12 protein-coding genes are annotated in these 14,505 nt (G+C 72.6%); 4 read left to right on the top strand and 8 right to left on the bottom strand.

Going from position 1 to position 14,505, the window contains the following annotated elements; all coding sequences use genetic code 11:
• Positions 1–3 precede the first annotated feature (3 nt).
• Entirely contained in the window at positions 4–1,110 is a 1,107-nt protein-coding gene (locus ACWC24_RS01010) for a GNAT family N-acetyltransferase (protein WP_450661029.1), read from the top strand.
• A 31-nt stretch (positions 1,111–1,141) separates the two neighbouring features.
• Here the strand turns inward: ACWC24_RS01010 and ACWC24_RS01005 are convergent, their stop codons facing one another.
• A complete protein-coding gene (locus ACWC24_RS01005; RefSeq protein WP_450661028.1) occupies positions 1,142–2,443 on the bottom strand; it encodes a glycoside hydrolase family 26 protein in 1,302 nt (433 codons plus the stop codon).
• 164 nt (positions 2,444–2,607) lie between these two features.
• Between ACWC24_RS01005 and ACWC24_RS01000 the strand changes: the two genes are divergently transcribed.
• Positions 2,608–3,903 carry a carboxylate--amine ligase gene (locus ACWC24_RS01000; RefSeq protein ID WP_450660702.1) on the top strand — a complete coding sequence of 432 codons (1,296 nt, stop codon included), beginning with the start codon at positions 2,608–2,610 and terminating at the stop codon, positions 3,901–3,903.
• Positions 3,904–3,961: 58 nt separating this feature from the next.
• Here ACWC24_RS01000 and ACWC24_RS00995 read toward each other — a convergent pair whose 3' ends face one another.
• The 3 genes from ACWC24_RS00995 to ACWC24_RS00985 form a co-directional block, all read right to left on the bottom strand.
• Positions 3,962–4,945: a hypothetical protein gene (locus ACWC24_RS00995; RefSeq protein WP_450660701.1), complete on the bottom strand. Its 984-nt coding sequence runs from the start codon at positions 4,943–4,945 to the stop codon at positions 3,962–3,964.
• Positions 4,946–5,057: 112 nt separating this feature from the next.
• Positions 5,058–5,285 carry a chaplin gene (locus tag ACWC24_RS00990; protein WP_450660700.1) on the bottom strand — a complete coding sequence of 76 codons (228 nt, stop codon included), beginning with the start codon at positions 5,283–5,285 and terminating at the stop codon, positions 5,058–5,060.
• A 349-nt stretch (positions 5,286–5,634) separates the two neighbouring features.
• Entirely contained in the window at positions 5,635–6,045 is a 411-nt protein-coding gene (locus tag ACWC24_RS00985; RefSeq protein ID WP_450660699.1) for a rodlin, read from the bottom strand.
• A gap of 213 nt (positions 6,046–6,258) precedes the next feature.
• Here ACWC24_RS00985 and ACWC24_RS00980 point away from each other — a divergent pair, with 213 nt between their 5' ends.
• Both ACWC24_RS00980 and ACWC24_RS00975 read left to right on the top strand, forming a co-directional pair.
• Entirely contained in the window at positions 6,259–6,666 is a 408-nt protein-coding gene (locus tag ACWC24_RS00980; RefSeq protein WP_392611222.1) for a rodlin, read from the top strand.
• 308 nt (positions 6,667–6,974) lie between these two features.
• On the top strand, positions 6,975–7,379 hold the full coding sequence (locus tag ACWC24_RS00975) for a rodlin (protein WP_450660698.1): 405 nt from the start codon (positions 6,975–6,977) through the stop codon (positions 7,377–7,379).
• Between the two features lie 124 nt (positions 7,380–7,503).
• Here ACWC24_RS00975 and ACWC24_RS00970 read toward each other — a convergent pair whose 3' ends face one another.
• From ACWC24_RS00970 to ACWC24_RS00955, 4 genes are all read right to left on the bottom strand, one after another.
• Positions 7,504–9,057, bottom strand: coding sequence for a YfbK domain-containing protein (locus ACWC24_RS00970; protein WP_450660697.1), 1,554 nt, complete (start codon positions 9,055–9,057; stop codon positions 7,504–7,506).
• A gap of 165 nt (positions 9,058–9,222) precedes the next feature.
• Positions 9,223–10,095 (bottom strand): ABC transporter permease, encoded by an 873-nt coding sequence (locus ACWC24_RS00965; protein ID WP_450660696.1) that lies wholly within the window; start codon positions 10,093–10,095, stop codon positions 9,223–9,225.
• A complete protein-coding gene (locus ACWC24_RS00960; RefSeq protein ID WP_450660695.1) occupies positions 10,092–12,737 on the bottom strand; it encodes an alpha/beta fold hydrolase in 2,646 nt (881 codons plus the stop codon). The genes ACWC24_RS00965 and ACWC24_RS00960 overlap by 4 nt, the downstream gene beginning before the upstream one ends.
• Positions 12,738–12,978: 241 nt before the next feature.
• Positions 12,979–14,379 carry an APC family permease gene (locus ACWC24_RS00955; protein ID WP_450660694.1) on the bottom strand — a complete coding sequence of 467 codons (1,401 nt, stop codon included), beginning with the start codon at positions 14,377–14,379 and terminating at the stop codon, positions 12,979–12,981.
• Between the last annotated feature and the right edge of the window lie 126 nt (positions 14,380–14,505).

Raw genomic sequence — 14,505 nt, 5'->3', positions numbered from 1 at the left:
TGGGTGAAACCCGCGTACACCACCGACCTGGTCACCGACGAGGGCACCTTCGCCGCGCTGGCCCCCGCCTGGGACCGGCTGTACGCGCGGTCCCGGACGGCGACCCCGTTCCAGAGCCATGCCTGGCTGTACTCGTGGTGGCTGTCCTACGGCCGGCCGGGCCGGCTGCGGCTGCTGCTGGTGCGCGACGGCGGCGAACTGGTGGCCGTCGCCCCGCTGACGGCCGTACGCCGTCCGGTGTCCGCGCTGGTGCCGCTCGGCGGGGCGATCTCCGACTACGGGGACGTCCTCCTCGACGACGAGCGCGGGGAGGCGGCCGTGGCCGCGCTCACCGCCGGTCTCACGGCCGCCGCCCGGACCGCGCTGATCGACTTCCGCGAGGTACGCCCCGGCGGCGCGGCCGAACGGGTCTACGACCGCTGGACCGGGCCCCGTCGCCGGGTGAGCGACTCGCTGTGCCTGGAACTGCCCGCCGTGCCGATGGAGGAACTGGTGGCCCGGCTGCCGCCGGCGAAGGCCCAGCGGGTGCGCGCCAAGCTGCGCAAGCTGACCGCGCTGGGCGTGCAGCGCCACCTCGTCCGGCCGGACGAGGTCGACCCCGCGCTGCGCCGGCTGCTCGAACTGCACCGGCTCCAGTGGCAGGACCGGAAGGTGACGTCCGAGCACCTCCAGACGCGGTTCTGCGAACACCTGGTGCGGTCGGTGGGGCCGATGGTGCGCTCGGGGGACGCGGTGGTCACCGAGTTCCGGCTCGACGACGACGTGGTCGCCGTGGATCTGACCCTGCTGTCGCAACGGCTGGCGGGCGGCTACCTCTACGGCGCCCACCCCCGGCTGCGCGAACGCAAGGCGGACGTGGCGGTGATGCTGCTCGACGCGTGTGCCGAGCACACCCGCGCGGGCGGGCGCGGCACGCTGAGCCTGCTGCGCGGCAACGAACCGTACAAGCACCACTGGCGGCCGGAACCGGTCGTCAACCAGCGGCTGCTGCTGGCCCGGCGGCGTACCGCCCCGCTGCTGTCGGCGGTGGTGTGCGACGTCGCCGCGCGGCGGCGGGGCAAGGAACTGCTGAACCGGCTGAGGGAGCGCGACGGTGGAGACAGGTCCTGACCGGGCCTGCCGCCCCCCGCGGATACCCGCCCTAGGTGCGCGGCAGCTCGCCGATCCGGGTGCAGATCTTCCCGCCGATCCGGTACTCGATCCAGTCGCCGAGCTCCAGCGGCACGCAGCCGGCCCCGGGTTCCGGGGCCGGCTCGGCCGCCGGGGCCGTCGGGACGGTCGGCCCCGTGGGAGTGGTCGGGGTGGTCGGAGCCGTCGGTCCGGTCGGGGTGGTCGGGGTGGTCTGTCCGGTGGGCGACGCGAGGAGGGCGCGGTAGGTCGCGGACGACGCGGGGTTGCCCGAGCACTGCCACACGCCGTGCGGACAGTAGTCGGTCAGCGTGTTGTACACCGGCCGGTGCTCGTCCATCCAGGCGAGCATGCCCCGCACGTACCCGGTGTCGTCCCCGTTGCGGAAGAGACCCCATTCCGGATAGGAGACGGGCTTTCCGTGCGCCTTGGCGAAGTCGACGTGCGCCTGAAGGCCGTAGGGCTCCTTCACCTGCTCCTCGAACGACAGCCCGGACGGCTGGTCGTAGGAGTCCATGCCGATGATGTCGACGGTGGCGTCCCCCGGGTAGCACTGCGTCCAGGGGACGGCGTCCCGGCCCCGGCTGGGCGTGAAGTCGAACCGGAACCGCTGGCCCGGCACCGACCGCATGGTGGTGACGATCCTGTTCCAGTACTGCTTCCAGGCCTCCGGGTCCGGTCCGCAGCGATGGGTGTACGTGGTGCCGTTCATCTCCCAGCCGAGCACGATCACCGTGTCCGGCACCCTGAGCGCCACCAGCCGTTCGGCGAGGGCACGGAAGTGCTGGTCGAACTGCCCGGCGGCGCCCTCGCGCAGCAGCTGCCGCACCTGCTCGTCGGGGACGCCGGCCTCGTTGTGCTCCAGCATCGGGACGTTGAGTACGAAGATCCGGTCGCTCTTCCGTCTGCGCCAGTCGGCCCACGCGTCGAGGAAGCCGACGTCGCCCTCGATGTTGCTCCACATGTCGCCCGGCAGATAGGTGTGCCCGACCCGCACCTCCGCGCCGCCCAGCCAGTTGCTGAAGTCCGCGATCCGGTCCACGCCACGGGCGCCGTAGTCGAGGTAGGCGCCGAAGGCGGGGACGTCCTTCCCGGCCTGCCGCGGCCCGGGGTTCCGGGCCGCGGACTGCGGGGTGGCGGGCCTCACCGGGGCGGCCTTCGGGGTCGCGGGCTTCGCCCGGGCGGCCGCCGTGGACGGGAGGACCGGATCGGACGCGGCGACCCCCGTACCGGAGGCCAGGGCCGCCGACGCGACGACCGCGCCCACGACGGCGGCCAGCCGTCGGGACCGGGCGGGCGACTGCTGTGGGGCCATGCCTGCTCCGCTCTTCATGCTCGCACCGGCTCCTGACGCTTCCTCTGAAGGCCTACTTCAGACAATGACAATCAGACATATACAGATGAATCCGGCCAGTGCGGCGGAGCCTTCGGGTGATCTGCTCCGCCGCGCAGGTGAAACCGACCTGAGGGAAGAAGCCCGTGCCACTGCTCGACATCCGCGTCCCCGCCGTGCTGCTGCGGGTCGACCGGAACCCCTTCCACCACGGCACGCTCGGTGCCGTGCGCTCGCTCGGCAGGACCGGCGTGGAGGTGCACGTGGTCGCCGACTTGGCCGGCAGCCCGGTCCGTGGATCCCGGTATGTGACCCGGCTGCACCTGCCGCCCCCGCCCGGCGCGTCCACGGCCGAGATCGCCGCGACCCTGCGGCGGGTGGCCGCCCGGATCGCGCGCCCCGCCGTGCTGATCCCGATGGACGACGCGAGCGCCGTCGCGGTGGGCCGGCTGCGCGAGGAACTGACGCCCTCGTATCTGCTGCCGCAACAGCCCGGCGCATTGGCCGAACAGGTGGCGGACAAGGCGGAGCTGGCCGCCCTGTGCGCCGCCGCGGACGTGCCGCATCCCGTCACCGTGACCCCGGACAGCGCGGCGCAGGCCGCCGGGGCCGCCTGGCGGCTCGGTCTGCCGGTGGTGGCGAAGTGGAGCCGGCCCTGGCTGCTGCCCACCGGCCGCGGGCTGCGCAGCACGGCGGTGGTGCGTTCCATGCGGGAGGCCCGCGAGCTGTACGCGCGCTCCGAGGAGGCGGGCAGCCGTCTGCTCCTCCAGGAGTTCCTGCCGCCGGGCCCGGACCGCGACTGGTTCTTCCACGGGTACGCCGACCGCACCGGTGCCGTCCACGGCGGCGGCACCGGCCGCAAGCTGCACGCCTGGCCGCGCGGCGCGGGCCTGACGGCGGTCGGCCGGTGGACCCCCGACGCCCAGGTGCAGGCGCTCGCCGAACGGCTCATCGGCGAGCTCGGCTACCGCGGCATCCTCGACCTGGACTTCCGCCGCTGCGGTACGACGGGCCGCTACCACCTGCTCGACTTCAACCCGCGCCCCGGCGCCCAGTTCCGGCTCTTCCGCGACACCGCCGGGCTGGACGTCGTACGCGCCCTGCACCTGGATCTGACCCAACGTCCGCTGCCGGACGGGGCGCCGCTGCCCGGACGGGAGTTCATGGTGGAGAACTACGCACCGCTGACCGTGCTGCGGCCCGCCCGGGTGCGCCGGGAACTGGCCTGGCACGCCTCGGACGACCGCGGTCCCGGGCGGGCGATGTGGGGACTGTGGTGCCGTCATGTCTCGCACCGGCTGCTGGACCGGCTGCGCGGCGGGCACGCGCGGCAGGACCCGGAGGTCCGGCCGCGCGTGGTACGCCAGGCGCCCCCGCCCACCGTCCCGTCCCCGCCCGCCCCGCTCTCGACGAACGAGGTGGGTGGGGCGGCCGGAGCCTGACGGGTACGGGGCCGACGGGCAAGGGTGCCGGGCGGGAGTGCGACCGGCACCCGGCACGTCATCGCCGGGCCCTGCCCCGCCGGAACAGGAAGGCTCCGGCCGCGATCAGCGCGGCGCTGATGCCCGAGGCGGCGAGCATGGCCTCGCTGCCGGTGTGCGCCATGGTGGGCGGGCCCTCGTGCTGGTCACCGTAGGGCGGGGTGTCCTCGCCGCCGTAGGGCGGGGTGTCCTCGCCCCCGTAGGGCGGAGGCTTGGTGTGGTCGTCGTGCGGCGGGGGCGTGGTCTCGTCGTCGTGCGGCGGAGGCGTGGTCTCGTCGTCGTGCGGCGGAGGCGTGGTCTCGTCGTCGTGCGGCGGAGGCGTGGTCTCGTCCCCTCCGTACGGCGGAGGAGTGGAGTCGTCCCCTCCGTACGAGGGAGGCGTGCTGTGGTCGCCGTAGCCCGAGTGGTCGTCGTCGTTTCCGTAACCGGAGTCCTTGTGGGACCCCTTCTTGCCGTCCTCGCGGGACCCGTACCCGGAGTCCTCCTTGTGGGACCCGTAACCGGAGTCCTCCTTGGACCCGTACCCGGAGTCCTCCTTGCGGGACCCGTAACCGGAGTCGTCGTGGGACCCGTAACCGGAGTCCTCCTTGGACCCGTACCCGGAGTCCTCCTTGTGGGACCCGTACCCGGAGTCCTCCTTGGACCCGTACCCGGAGTCCTTGTGGGACCCGTACCCGGAGTCCCCCTTGCGGGACCCGTAACCGGAGTCGTCGTGGGACCCCTTCTCGGTGTCCTCCTTGGACCCGTACCCGGAGTCCCCCTTGCGGGACCCGTAACCGGAGTCGTCGTGGGACGCGTCCTGCCGCTCAGACCGGTGTGCGCCCGACTCGTGGGCGCACAGGTCGCCGACCGCCGGGTCGAGCTCGGCGACCGCGACCGTGTCGCGGCAGCCGGAGGCGGACCCGCCCGCGTGCGCGTCGGCCAGGGCGGGACTACCGTAAAGGGACAGGATGCTCGTCGCGGCCGCGGCCGCGACCATTCCCCTGCTCAGGGACTGGCGCAATCTCGTGGTCTTCCTGCTCGAAGCGGAGTGGGAAAAGGCCGGCCCCGGGGCGAAGAGCCTTGGTCCAGGGCCGGCCTTGAGACAGCCGTGTCGGGCTGAGGTGCCTACACCGTCAGTCGTTGTCGCAGGCGCTGCCGCCGGCCGGGTTCAGCAGACCGATGATGTCGACGCTGTCGCCGCACAGGTTGACCGGGACGTGGACCGGGATCTCGATCACGTTGCCGGACAGGACGCCGGGCGAACCGAAGGCGAGGCCCCCGGCGTCGGCGTCGGCGAAGGCCGGAGCGGCCCCGCCCAGGGCCAGGAGCAGGCCGGCGACGACAGCGGCAGTCTTCTTCATGGAGTTTCCCTTCTCAGCGGTCATGTTCCTGTGACGGTCGAAAAACCGAGCGAGCGCAGTCGGAGCGGCTCGCACCATGACCCGCAGGCTGCAAACGAGAGATAGACAGCCAGAGAAACTACGGAACGTGGACCGGCAGGGAATTCACTCGAACGCATCCAGTTAATCGATGCACAGCATCCACCTGAGCGCAACTCTTCGCCCGAGCGGTGGAGAATGGTTTCGGCAGGAAAAGAGCCCGGAATACCGAAAGTGCTCGGGCTGCCCGCAGGCGAAGCGGGACGGCCCGAGCGACCTTGGTGGGGGGACCCGGACCGGACGACGATTCAGGCGCCGTCCGGGACGGACGTCAGTGGTTGCCCACGCCGTTGTGCGCGAGGACGGAGAGGTCGTCGACGATGTGCGACAGCGGCTCGTCGCCCTTGGCCTGGGTGGAGTTCTCCGCGCACTGCTGGTTCTGCGGGGCCGAGAGGACGTTGAGGTCCTGGGCCGCGATCGGCAGCAGCACACCCAGCACCGGACCGACGTTGGCCTTGGCCGGCAGACCGACACAGAGCTTGTTGAGCGAGCCCTGGACCAGCGTGGCCTGCGGGCTCATGCTGCCCTTGGTCACGGAGTTGCCGAACTGCGAGGTCGCCAGGTTGCCGCTGGCGGAGTGGGTGCCGTCGTTGCCGGTGGCAAGCGCCTGCGGGGCGACCGCCGCGGACGCGCCGACGACGGAGGCGGCGATCGCCGCCGCAGCCATTGCCTTCTTCAGCATTTTGCTTCCTTTCCTGGCTTTCGAGCCAAGACGTGTGTTCCTGCCTCCGCAACAACCGCATTCACCGCGATTGGTTGCGGGCGTTCACCCAATGAGCGAAAAGTCCGTCCGGCGCTGGGCCATTGGAGTGAATTCCAGGAACCAAGCAGGAGGGTTCCAGTTGTGCCGGGCAGCGCTCCGGTGGACGGGCGTTTCCTCAGAAGGGATTAGCAAGTGATCAAGAAGGTTCTGGCCTCTGCCGCGGTCGCCGCTTCCGTGGTCGGCGTCTCCGCCGCCGCCGCGCCGCAGGCACTGGCCACCGGCAACGACGGCACCTCGTCCGCCAGCGGCAACGGCGCCTACCAGGCGTTCGGCAACTCGGCGACCTACGGCAACATGAGCCCTCAGCTCGCCCTCATCCAGGGTTCGCTGAACAAGCCCTGCATCGGCCTGCCGGCCAAGGTCAACGCGGGCTCGCTCCTCGGCGTCGTCCCGATCTCGGTGCAGGACCTCAACGTCCTGTCCTCCCCGCAGAACCAGCAGTGCGTCGAGAACTCCACCCAGGCCAAGGGCGACGAGCCGCTGTCGCACATCCTGGACGACATCCCGGTCCTGTCGGGCAACGGCACGGGCAACCACTGAGCCCCACAGCGTGATCCCGGTCTGCTGTCCTGAGCCCGGGAACTGATCTTCTCCGCGTCGAAGAGCGGGCCGCCGAACTCCCGGCGGCCCGCTCTCTCGTATGTCCGGCCTCTCGTATGTCCGGCCTCTCGTATGTCCGCTCACACCCAGGGCCGTCCGGTCGGCGCGCCGGAGCGCGGGTCGGGGGCGCTCGTCAACTGATCCGACTGCGCTGGGCCGATCGGGTAACACATCGCAACCCGCGGCCCGGTCGACCCGTTGACGATCACGCAACTCCCCCTGGAGTCCGCCTTTCGAAGGGAAAGATCATGAAGAAGCTGTGGGCAACCGCGGCTGTCGCCGCTTCCGTCGCCGGTGTGGCGGCCGCGGCCGCCACGCCGGCCATGGCCACCGGCAACGACGGCACCCACTCGGCGAGCGGCAACGGCGCCTCGCAGGCGTTCGGCAACTCGGCGACCTTCGGCAACATGAGCCCGCAGCTCGCGCTCGTCCAGGGCTCGCTCAACAAGCCCTGTGTCGGTCTGCCGCTCAAGGCCAACGTGGGCTCGCTCATCGGTGGGATCCCGGTCGCGCTCCAGGACATCAACGTCCTGTCCTCCCCGCAGAACCAGCAGTGCGTCGAGAACTCCACCCAGGCCAAGGGCGACGAGCCGCTGTCGCACATCCTGGACGACATCCCGGTCCTGTCGGGCAACGGCATGGGCAACCACTGAGTCGTACGGCTCCGTGCGGCGGGTCACCGGTTCCTCCGGTGGCCCGCCGCTCTGTCGTTCGCCCTCCGCGGTGACCACCTCGCGGTGACCGTCCCGCGGACCACGCCACCGAAAGGGCCCCGTGCTATCCGTCGAGCCGGGCCGCCGCCGCGATGCTCTCGCCGAGCTGCTCCACGTCGGCGTCCTCGGTGGTCGAGGCCAGCCGCGCGGCGCGCCTGCGCAGCTCGCCGAGGGACGGGGCGCCGGGCAGCGAGCTCCAGCGGTCGTCGCCCTCGCGGAGCGCGTCGGCGAAGTAGGCGGCGGTCGCGGCCACCTGGAAGCGGGGGCTCGCGCTCCACACCGAGCGGGCGAGGGAGCCGGTCTCCAACTGGCCGGACTCCTCGTGCGGGGCGCGGGTGGCGGGGTCGAGCCAGCGGACCGTCGCGGTGGCCAGGTGGCCGCCGGCGCCGTGCTTCAGCCGGACGGCGTACAGCGCGGTCACCGTGTGGCCGGGTCCGACCTCGCCCCCGTCCACGCGGTCGTCGCGGAAGTCGTCGTCGGCGACGCGCCGGTCGTCGTAGCCGACGAGACGGAACGCGGCGACCGTCCGTGGGTCGAAGGCGACCTGGGCCTTGGCGTCGCGGGCGGTGAGGTCGATGTTCTGCGGGAGCTGGTCGCAGAACACCTTGCGGGCGTCGTCCTCGTCCGAGACGTACGCGGTGTGACCGTCGCCCTTGTCGGCGAGGCTCTCCATCAGGGCGTCGCCGTACTCGCTGCCGACACCGACGCCGAAGAGCGTGATGCCGTGCTCGCGGCGGGCGGTGAAGATGCGTTCCAGGATGGAGTCGGGGTCGGTGTCGCCGTTGTTGGCGAGCGCGTCGGAGATCAGCACCACCCGGTTGGTGGCCCCTTTGCGCAGGCCCTCGACGGCGGTGGCGTAACCGGTGCGCACGCCCGCGCCGAGGTTGGTGGACTCCTGCGCCCGAAGCTGGTCGACCGCCCGGTGGACGCGGTCGCGGTGGCCGCCCAGCCGGGTCATCGGCAGGACGGTCCGGGCCTCGTCGCTGAAGGTGACGAGCGCGACGGAGTCGTCGTCGCGCAGTTGGTCCGTCATCACGCCGAGGGACTCCTTGGCGAGGTCCAGCCGGCCCGGCTCCTCCATGGAACCGGAGACGTCGATGACGAAGGTGAGCGCGGCGGGCGGCCGTTCGCCGGCCGGGTCGGCGGCGCGGGTCGCGAGGCCGACGCGGACGAGGGACCAGTCGTCCTCGCCGGTGCGGGCGCCGTCGACGGTGACCGAGAAGCCGTTGCCCTCGGGCCGCTCGTAGTCCTGGCGGAAGCTGTTGACGAATTCCTCCGGGCGGACCGTCGACGGATCGGGGCGGCGGCCCTCGGCGAGGGAGCGGCGCGCGTAGCCGTAGGACGCGGTGTCCACGTCGAGCGCGAAGGTGGAGAGGTAGTCGGGCGAGGGGGCGATGTCACGGGCTTCGGCGGAGGCGCCATCGTTCTGTCCCTGTTCGCCGCCGCCCGAGGACGGGGCGGGGGCAGGCAACCCGCCGCTGGAACCGTTCGAGTGGTTCGAGCGGTCCGAGCTGCCCATGCTCCGGTCGTTTCCTGCGCCGCAGCCGGTGAGCAGCAGGCCCGTGGCGACCAGGACGAGCAGTGCCCCGCGCGGCCGCCGTGTTCGACAAGTCCCCATCTCCCGTGCCCCCCTGCGGTCCGTGGCCGCCGCCCTCGGTGGACGGCGGCTTCTGTGACTGTGACGGCGTGGGGCGCCGGAACGTGCGGCACGGAGCGTTGCGGATGGATCTCGAACAGGGCACGGCGGGGGCCCGTCGAGACCGGCGGGTGATCTTCCGGTGACCTAGGAGACCACGTCCTTGCGGGCGAAACCCCGGAAGGCCAGGGCGAACAGCACCAGGGCGTACGTTATCGACAGCGCCGTCCCCTGGATCATGCCGGACCACTCCGGGCGGGGCTGGATGGCGTCCGCCCAGGCGAACTGCCAGTGCGCGGGCAGGAAGTCGCGCCAGTCGCCGAGGGCGGTCACCGCGTCCAGGACGTTGCCGACGATGGTGAGGCCGACCGCGCCGCCGACCGCGCCGAGCGGTGCGTCCGTCTTCGTCGACAGCCAGAACGCCAGTCCGGCGGTGACCAGTTGGGACACGAAGACGTACGCGACGACGATCAGCAGGCGCTGTGCGGCGACGCCGGCGCCGAGTTCGCCGCCGGTGGGGATCTCCAGCGGGCCCCAGCCGTAGCGGGCCGTGCCGACGGCGAGGGCGACCAGCGGCAGCAGCACCATGGCGGCCAGACTGAGGCCGAGTCCGACCACGAGCTTGGACCACAGCAGGCGGGCGCGGGGCACCGGGGCCGCCAGCAGATAGCGCAGCGAGGACCAGCTCGCCTCCGAGGCGACGGTGTCCCCGCAGAACAGGGCCACCGGGATCACCAGCAGGAAGCCCGCGGAGACGAACAGGTTCACCGCGGCGAAGTTGGCGCCGGACGCGGTGGCCGTGTCCATCAGCGTGACCTGGCTGTTGCGGCCGCCGGGCTGTCCGCCGATGGCGAAGGCGCCGGCCAGAACGAAGGGGAGGGCGGCGAGGATCCCGCCCATGACCAGGGTGCGGCGCCGCTTGAGCTGGCGGACCAGCTCGACCCGCAGCGGCAGGGTGCGGCCCGCCCGGTAGCCGGGGGCGGCCTCCGCGGGCTGCGTACGCTCGGTGAGCGTGCTCATGCGGAACCTCCGATCAGGGTGAGGAAGGCGTCCTCGAGCCGGCGGTGCGGGCCGACCGACTCCACCGGTACGTCGAGCCGGACGAGTTCGGCGACCAGGCGGCGTGCGCTGCCGTCCTCGTCGAGCCGGACCAGGAGTCCGTCGTCGGTGCGCACGGCCGAGGCGACGCCCGGCAGCGCGGAAACCTTCTCGGCCACGGGCTCGTCGACGGGCGTGGCCGTGCCGACCAGCAGGGTGTCGCCGGAGCCGACGATGTCGCCGACCCGGCCCGCCTGGACGAGCCGGCCGCGGTCCATGACCACGAGGTGCGTGCAGGACTGCTCGACCTCCGCGAGGAGGTGGCTGGAGACGATGACCGTGCGGCCGGCGGCCGCGTACCGGATCATCACCTCCCGCATCTCGCGGATCTGGGGCGGGTCGAGACCGTTGGTGGGTTCGTCGAGGATGAGCAGGTCGGGCAGGCCGAGCATGGCCTGGGCGATGGCGAGGCGCTGGCGCATGCCCTGGGAGTAGGTGCGTACCGCGCGGGCGAGCGCGTCGCCCAGGCCGGCGATCTCCAGGGCCTCGTCCAGGTGGGCGTCCTCGGGCGGGCGGCCGGTGGCCGCCCAGTACAGCTCCAGGTTCTCCCGGCCCGAGAGGTGCGGCAGGAAGCCCGCGCCCTCGACGAAGGCGCCGACCCGGGACAGCACCGGGGCACCGGGCCGGATCGCGTGGCCGAAGACGCGGATCTCGCCGCCGTCGGGGGTGATCAGGCCCATCAGCATGCGCAGGGTGGTGGTCTTGCCCGCGCCGTTCGGGCCCAGCAGGCCCAGCACCTGGCCCTGTTCCACGCGGAAGGACAGGTCCGAGACCGCGTACCGGTCGCTCGACCTCGCGTACCGCTTGGTCAGACCGGTGATCTGGAGGGGGACCTCGGCCAGGGCGGGATCCGGGGCGGGGACGGTGCCTCGCCTGCGGGCCGTCAGCAGCAGGGCGAGCGCGAGGGCGGCACCGGCCACGGGCAGCCACCACACCCAGGCGGGCAGCGCGGCGGGCGCGGTGGTGACCTCGGGGGCGGTGGGTACGCGCAGGTCGCTCTTGAGCGAGACGGTGTACGTCGCCGGGGCGGCCGGGGAGGCGTAGGCGAGGTCGGTCGAGGCGAGGACCAGGCGCAGCCGGTGGCCCTTCTGGACCTGGTGGTCGACGGCCGGGAGGGTGAGAGTCACGTCCTTGCCGGACCGGGCGCCCTCGACCCGGACCGGTGTCACGAGCTGGGCGGGCAGCACCTGTCCGGTGCCGCCCCCGCCGACGTCGTAGAGCTTGGCGAACAGCACGGCGTCGTCACTGGTCGAGGTGACGTGGACGGTGACGGTCGGGGATCCGGTGACGGTGAGGTCGCGGGTCAGGGGCGCCGATTCGAAGGCGGCGTACTGGCCGGGGAAGTCGAGCGACACGCCGACCCCCAGGCTGGAGAGCTGGGCGAGTCCGCCGCCGGTGCCGAGGCCGGGCAGCGCGGAGACCGCGGGCGGAGTGGCGCCGGCGGGGTTGTCGAAGCGCTGCTCGCGGCCGGTCAGCGCGAGGGTCCGGACGCCGCTGTCCAGGCCGGGGTAGGTGTCCGCGCTCGCGCCCCGCAGCCGGGCGGCGCCGTCGGTGGAGTCGAGGCCCCCGGTGCGGGTGACGCGGAAGGCGGGGCCGGTGTCCGTGTTCCTGTCGTTCTTGAGCCAGCGGTCGAACCAGGTGGCGACGCGGGCCTGGACGCGGCTGCTCTCCCAGTCGCCGCCGTCGTGTCCGCCGGCGATCCAGTCGACGTCGACGGGGGCGCCGTTGGCCCGGATGGCCTTGGCGGCGGCGTCGGCCTGACCGAGCGGGAACAGCGAGTCGGTCTGGCCCTGCACCAGCAGGGTGGGGACCTTGATGCGGTCGGCGACGGCGGCCGGGGAGCGCTCCTGGAGCAGTTCGCGGGCCTTGGCGTCCGGTGTCCCCGACTCGGCCACCCGCTGGTACATCGCGCACAGCGTGGGTTCGAACCGGGCGCAGCCGCCGCCGGTGTTGACGAAGACGCCGGCCCACAGCTTCTTGAACACGCCGTCGGGGAACAGCGCGTCGGCGAGGTTCCAGTAGGTGACGGCCGGGGCGATGGCGTCCACCCGGTCGTCGTACCCGGCGGCCAGCAGGGAGATCGCGCCGCCGTAGGAGCCGCCCGCGACGCCCACGCGCGGGTCGCCGGCCTTGTCGAGCCGGACCTGGGGCTGCCGGGCGAGCCAGTCGATCAGCTTCGAGACGTCGGCGACCTCGCCCTCGGGGTCGTTCAGCCCGATCCGGCCCGTCGACCGTCCGAAGCCGCGCGCCGACCAGGTCAGTACCGCGTACCCGTCGCGGGCCAGGTCCTCCGCCTGCCGGCGGACGTCGTCCTTGCTGCCGCCGAAGCCGTGCGCGAGCAGGACGGCGGGACGGCGGCCGGGGGTGTCGGCGGTGAAGTACGAGGTGTCCAGGCGCACGCCGTCCACGGCCAGGACCCGGTCGGCGCGGCGCACCGGGGGCGCGTCGTCGGAGGCGACGGCGGTCCATGTCCCGGCACCGGCGAGCACGACGACGGCGGCCGCGGCGGCCAGCAGCCGCCGCGGCTTCCGCAGCCCGCGCAGCGCGGGCAGTCGAAGATCCATGCGTCAACGGTACGGTCCGCCACCGACATCCGAAGCAGTCCCGGGTCGGAGCACCCGGCCCTCCCCCGGGCGTACGGGACCGGTGCCGCGTACCGCGAGCGCGGTACGCGCGGCCGGCGGCCGGGTCTCCGGGGCGCCGCGGGAACGACGTCGTCCTCGCCACCTGCCGGGGAGCGGGTGGCGAGGACGACGGGACGGGCGCGGGGTGACGGGGCCGCCCGGGCGCCCGTCGGGGGGCGGCTCAGGCCTGGGCGTCCTCCGGGATGGACACCAGCCAGCGGGTGTCGCGGCGCGGGCGCAGGTAGAAGGCCCAGTAGAGGGTGGCGACGGCGGTGATGCCGCCGGTCCACAGCAGGTACTCCGTCTCCTGCTGGGTGAGGACGTAGGCGAGGACGACGATCAGCAGGATCGGCATCGCGGGCCACAGCGGCATCCGCCAGGCGGGGGTGTGGCGGTGGTGGCCGCGCCGGGCGAGCAGGGCGGCGACCGCGACGAGCAGGTACATGGCGGTCACCGACACGCCCGTGACGCCGTACAGGGTGTCGAGGTTGACGAAGCAGAGGGCCGCGCCGGGGACGCCCACCAGCAGCGTGGCGACCCAGGGGGAGCCGAACCGGCCGAGCTTGGACAGACCGTTGTTGACCGGCTCGGGCCACGCCTTGTCACGGGCCGAGGCGAACAGGACGCGGGAGTTCTGGATGACCATGACGATGCCCGCGTTGATGATCGCGAGGGCGACACAGAGGCTGACGAAGGTGCCGACGGCCGAGTTGGACCAGGCGGTGACCATGCTGCTGATGTCGCCGCCGGTGAGTTCGCCGATGTCGGAGGCGCCCATGGTGATGGCGACGACCGGGACCAGGATGACGACGGTGGAGATGGCGAGGGTGGCCAGCACCGTGCGGGCGACGTTGCGCCGCGGGTTCTCCAGCTCCTCGGAGAGGTAGACGGCGGTGGAGAAGCCCTGGGTGGCGAAGAGGGCGATGGCGAGTCCGGAGATGACGAGCATGGCCGTGACGGCGTCGGTGTGCCCGCCGCTCCCGGCGACCTGCATGGAGGTGAGGCTGCCGAGGCCGCGCTGGCTGTGCGTGAAGCCGAGCAGGGCCACCACACCGGCGGCGACGACCTCCAGGACCAGGAAGATGCCGGTGATCCAGGCGTTGGCGCGCAGGTCGAGCAGGCCGGCGAGGGTGGCCAGCAGCATCACGCCTGCTCCGGTCATCGCCGGGTCGAGGTGGACCACGGGGGCGAGGTAGTCGGCGGTGCCGATGGCGATCACCGGCGGGACGATCATGACCACCAGCAGGGACATCACGAAGACCAGCCAGCCCGCGAGGCGTCCGGCCATCGTCGAGACCATGGCGTACTCGCCGCCGGCGCTGGGGATGAGGGTGCCCAGTTCCGAGTAGCAGAACGCCACGGCGATACAGAGGAGGGAACCGATGGCGATGGTGAGGGCGGTGGCGGTGCCGAGCGAGCCGAACAGGTCGGGAACGACCACGAAGAGCGTGGACGCCGGGGTGACGCAGGAGAGCGTGAGCAGCGTGCCGCCGACGACTCCGATGGAACGCTTCAGTGTCCGGGGACTGCTGTCGGGGCCCTCCGTGAGGTCGGGGGCGACAGGGCGGAGCGTGTCGGTCATGCGGCGGTTCCGTTCGACTGGTGCGGGAACTACGGGCGGGAGCGCTATCGCCTCCGGCGGCTCGCGTCGTACGTGTCTTCGTCCGCTCCCGATGCCCGCATGGAACCCCGACGAAAACCGGTGCGT

The organism is Streptomyces sp. NPDC001443 (assembly GCF_053597355.1).
The sequence above is the reverse complement of the archived record's forward strand: the minus strand, read 5'-3'. Positions and strand labels throughout refer to the sequence as shown.

Bases quoted from the DNA above. Each gene is read 5' to 3' on its own strand.
- ACWC24_RS00955 (WP_450660694.1), bottom strand. From the start codon at position 14,379: ATGACCGACACGCTCCGCCCTGTCGCCCCCGACCTCACGGAGGGCCCC.
- ACWC24_RS00965 (WP_450660696.1), bottom strand. From the start codon at position 10,095: ATGAGCACGCTCACCGAGCGTACGCAGCCCGCGGAGGCCGCCCCCGGC.
- ACWC24_RS00960 (WP_450660695.1), bottom strand. From the start codon at position 12,737: ATGGATCTTCGACTGCCCGCGCTGCGCGGGCTGCGGAAGCCGCGGCGG.
- ACWC24_RS00990 (WP_450660700.1), bottom strand. From the start codon at position 5,285: ATGAAGAAGACTGCCGCTGTCGTCGCCGGCCTGCTCCTGGCCCTGGGC.
- ACWC24_RS01005 (WP_450661028.1), bottom strand. From the start codon at position 2,443: ATGGCCCCACAGCAGTCGCCCGCCCGGTCCCGACGGCTGGCCGCCGTC.
- ACWC24_RS00970 (WP_450660697.1), bottom strand. From the start codon at position 9,057: ATGGGGACTTGTCGAACACGGCGGCCGCGCGGGGCACTGCTCGTCCTG.
- ACWC24_RS00975 (WP_450660698.1), top strand. From the start codon at position 6,975: ATGAAGAAGCTGTGGGCAACCGCGGCTGTCGCCGCTTCCGTCGCCGGT.
- ACWC24_RS00985 (WP_450660699.1), bottom strand. From the start codon at position 6,045: ATGCTGAAGAAGGCAATGGCTGCGGCGGCGATCGCCGCCTCCGTCGTC.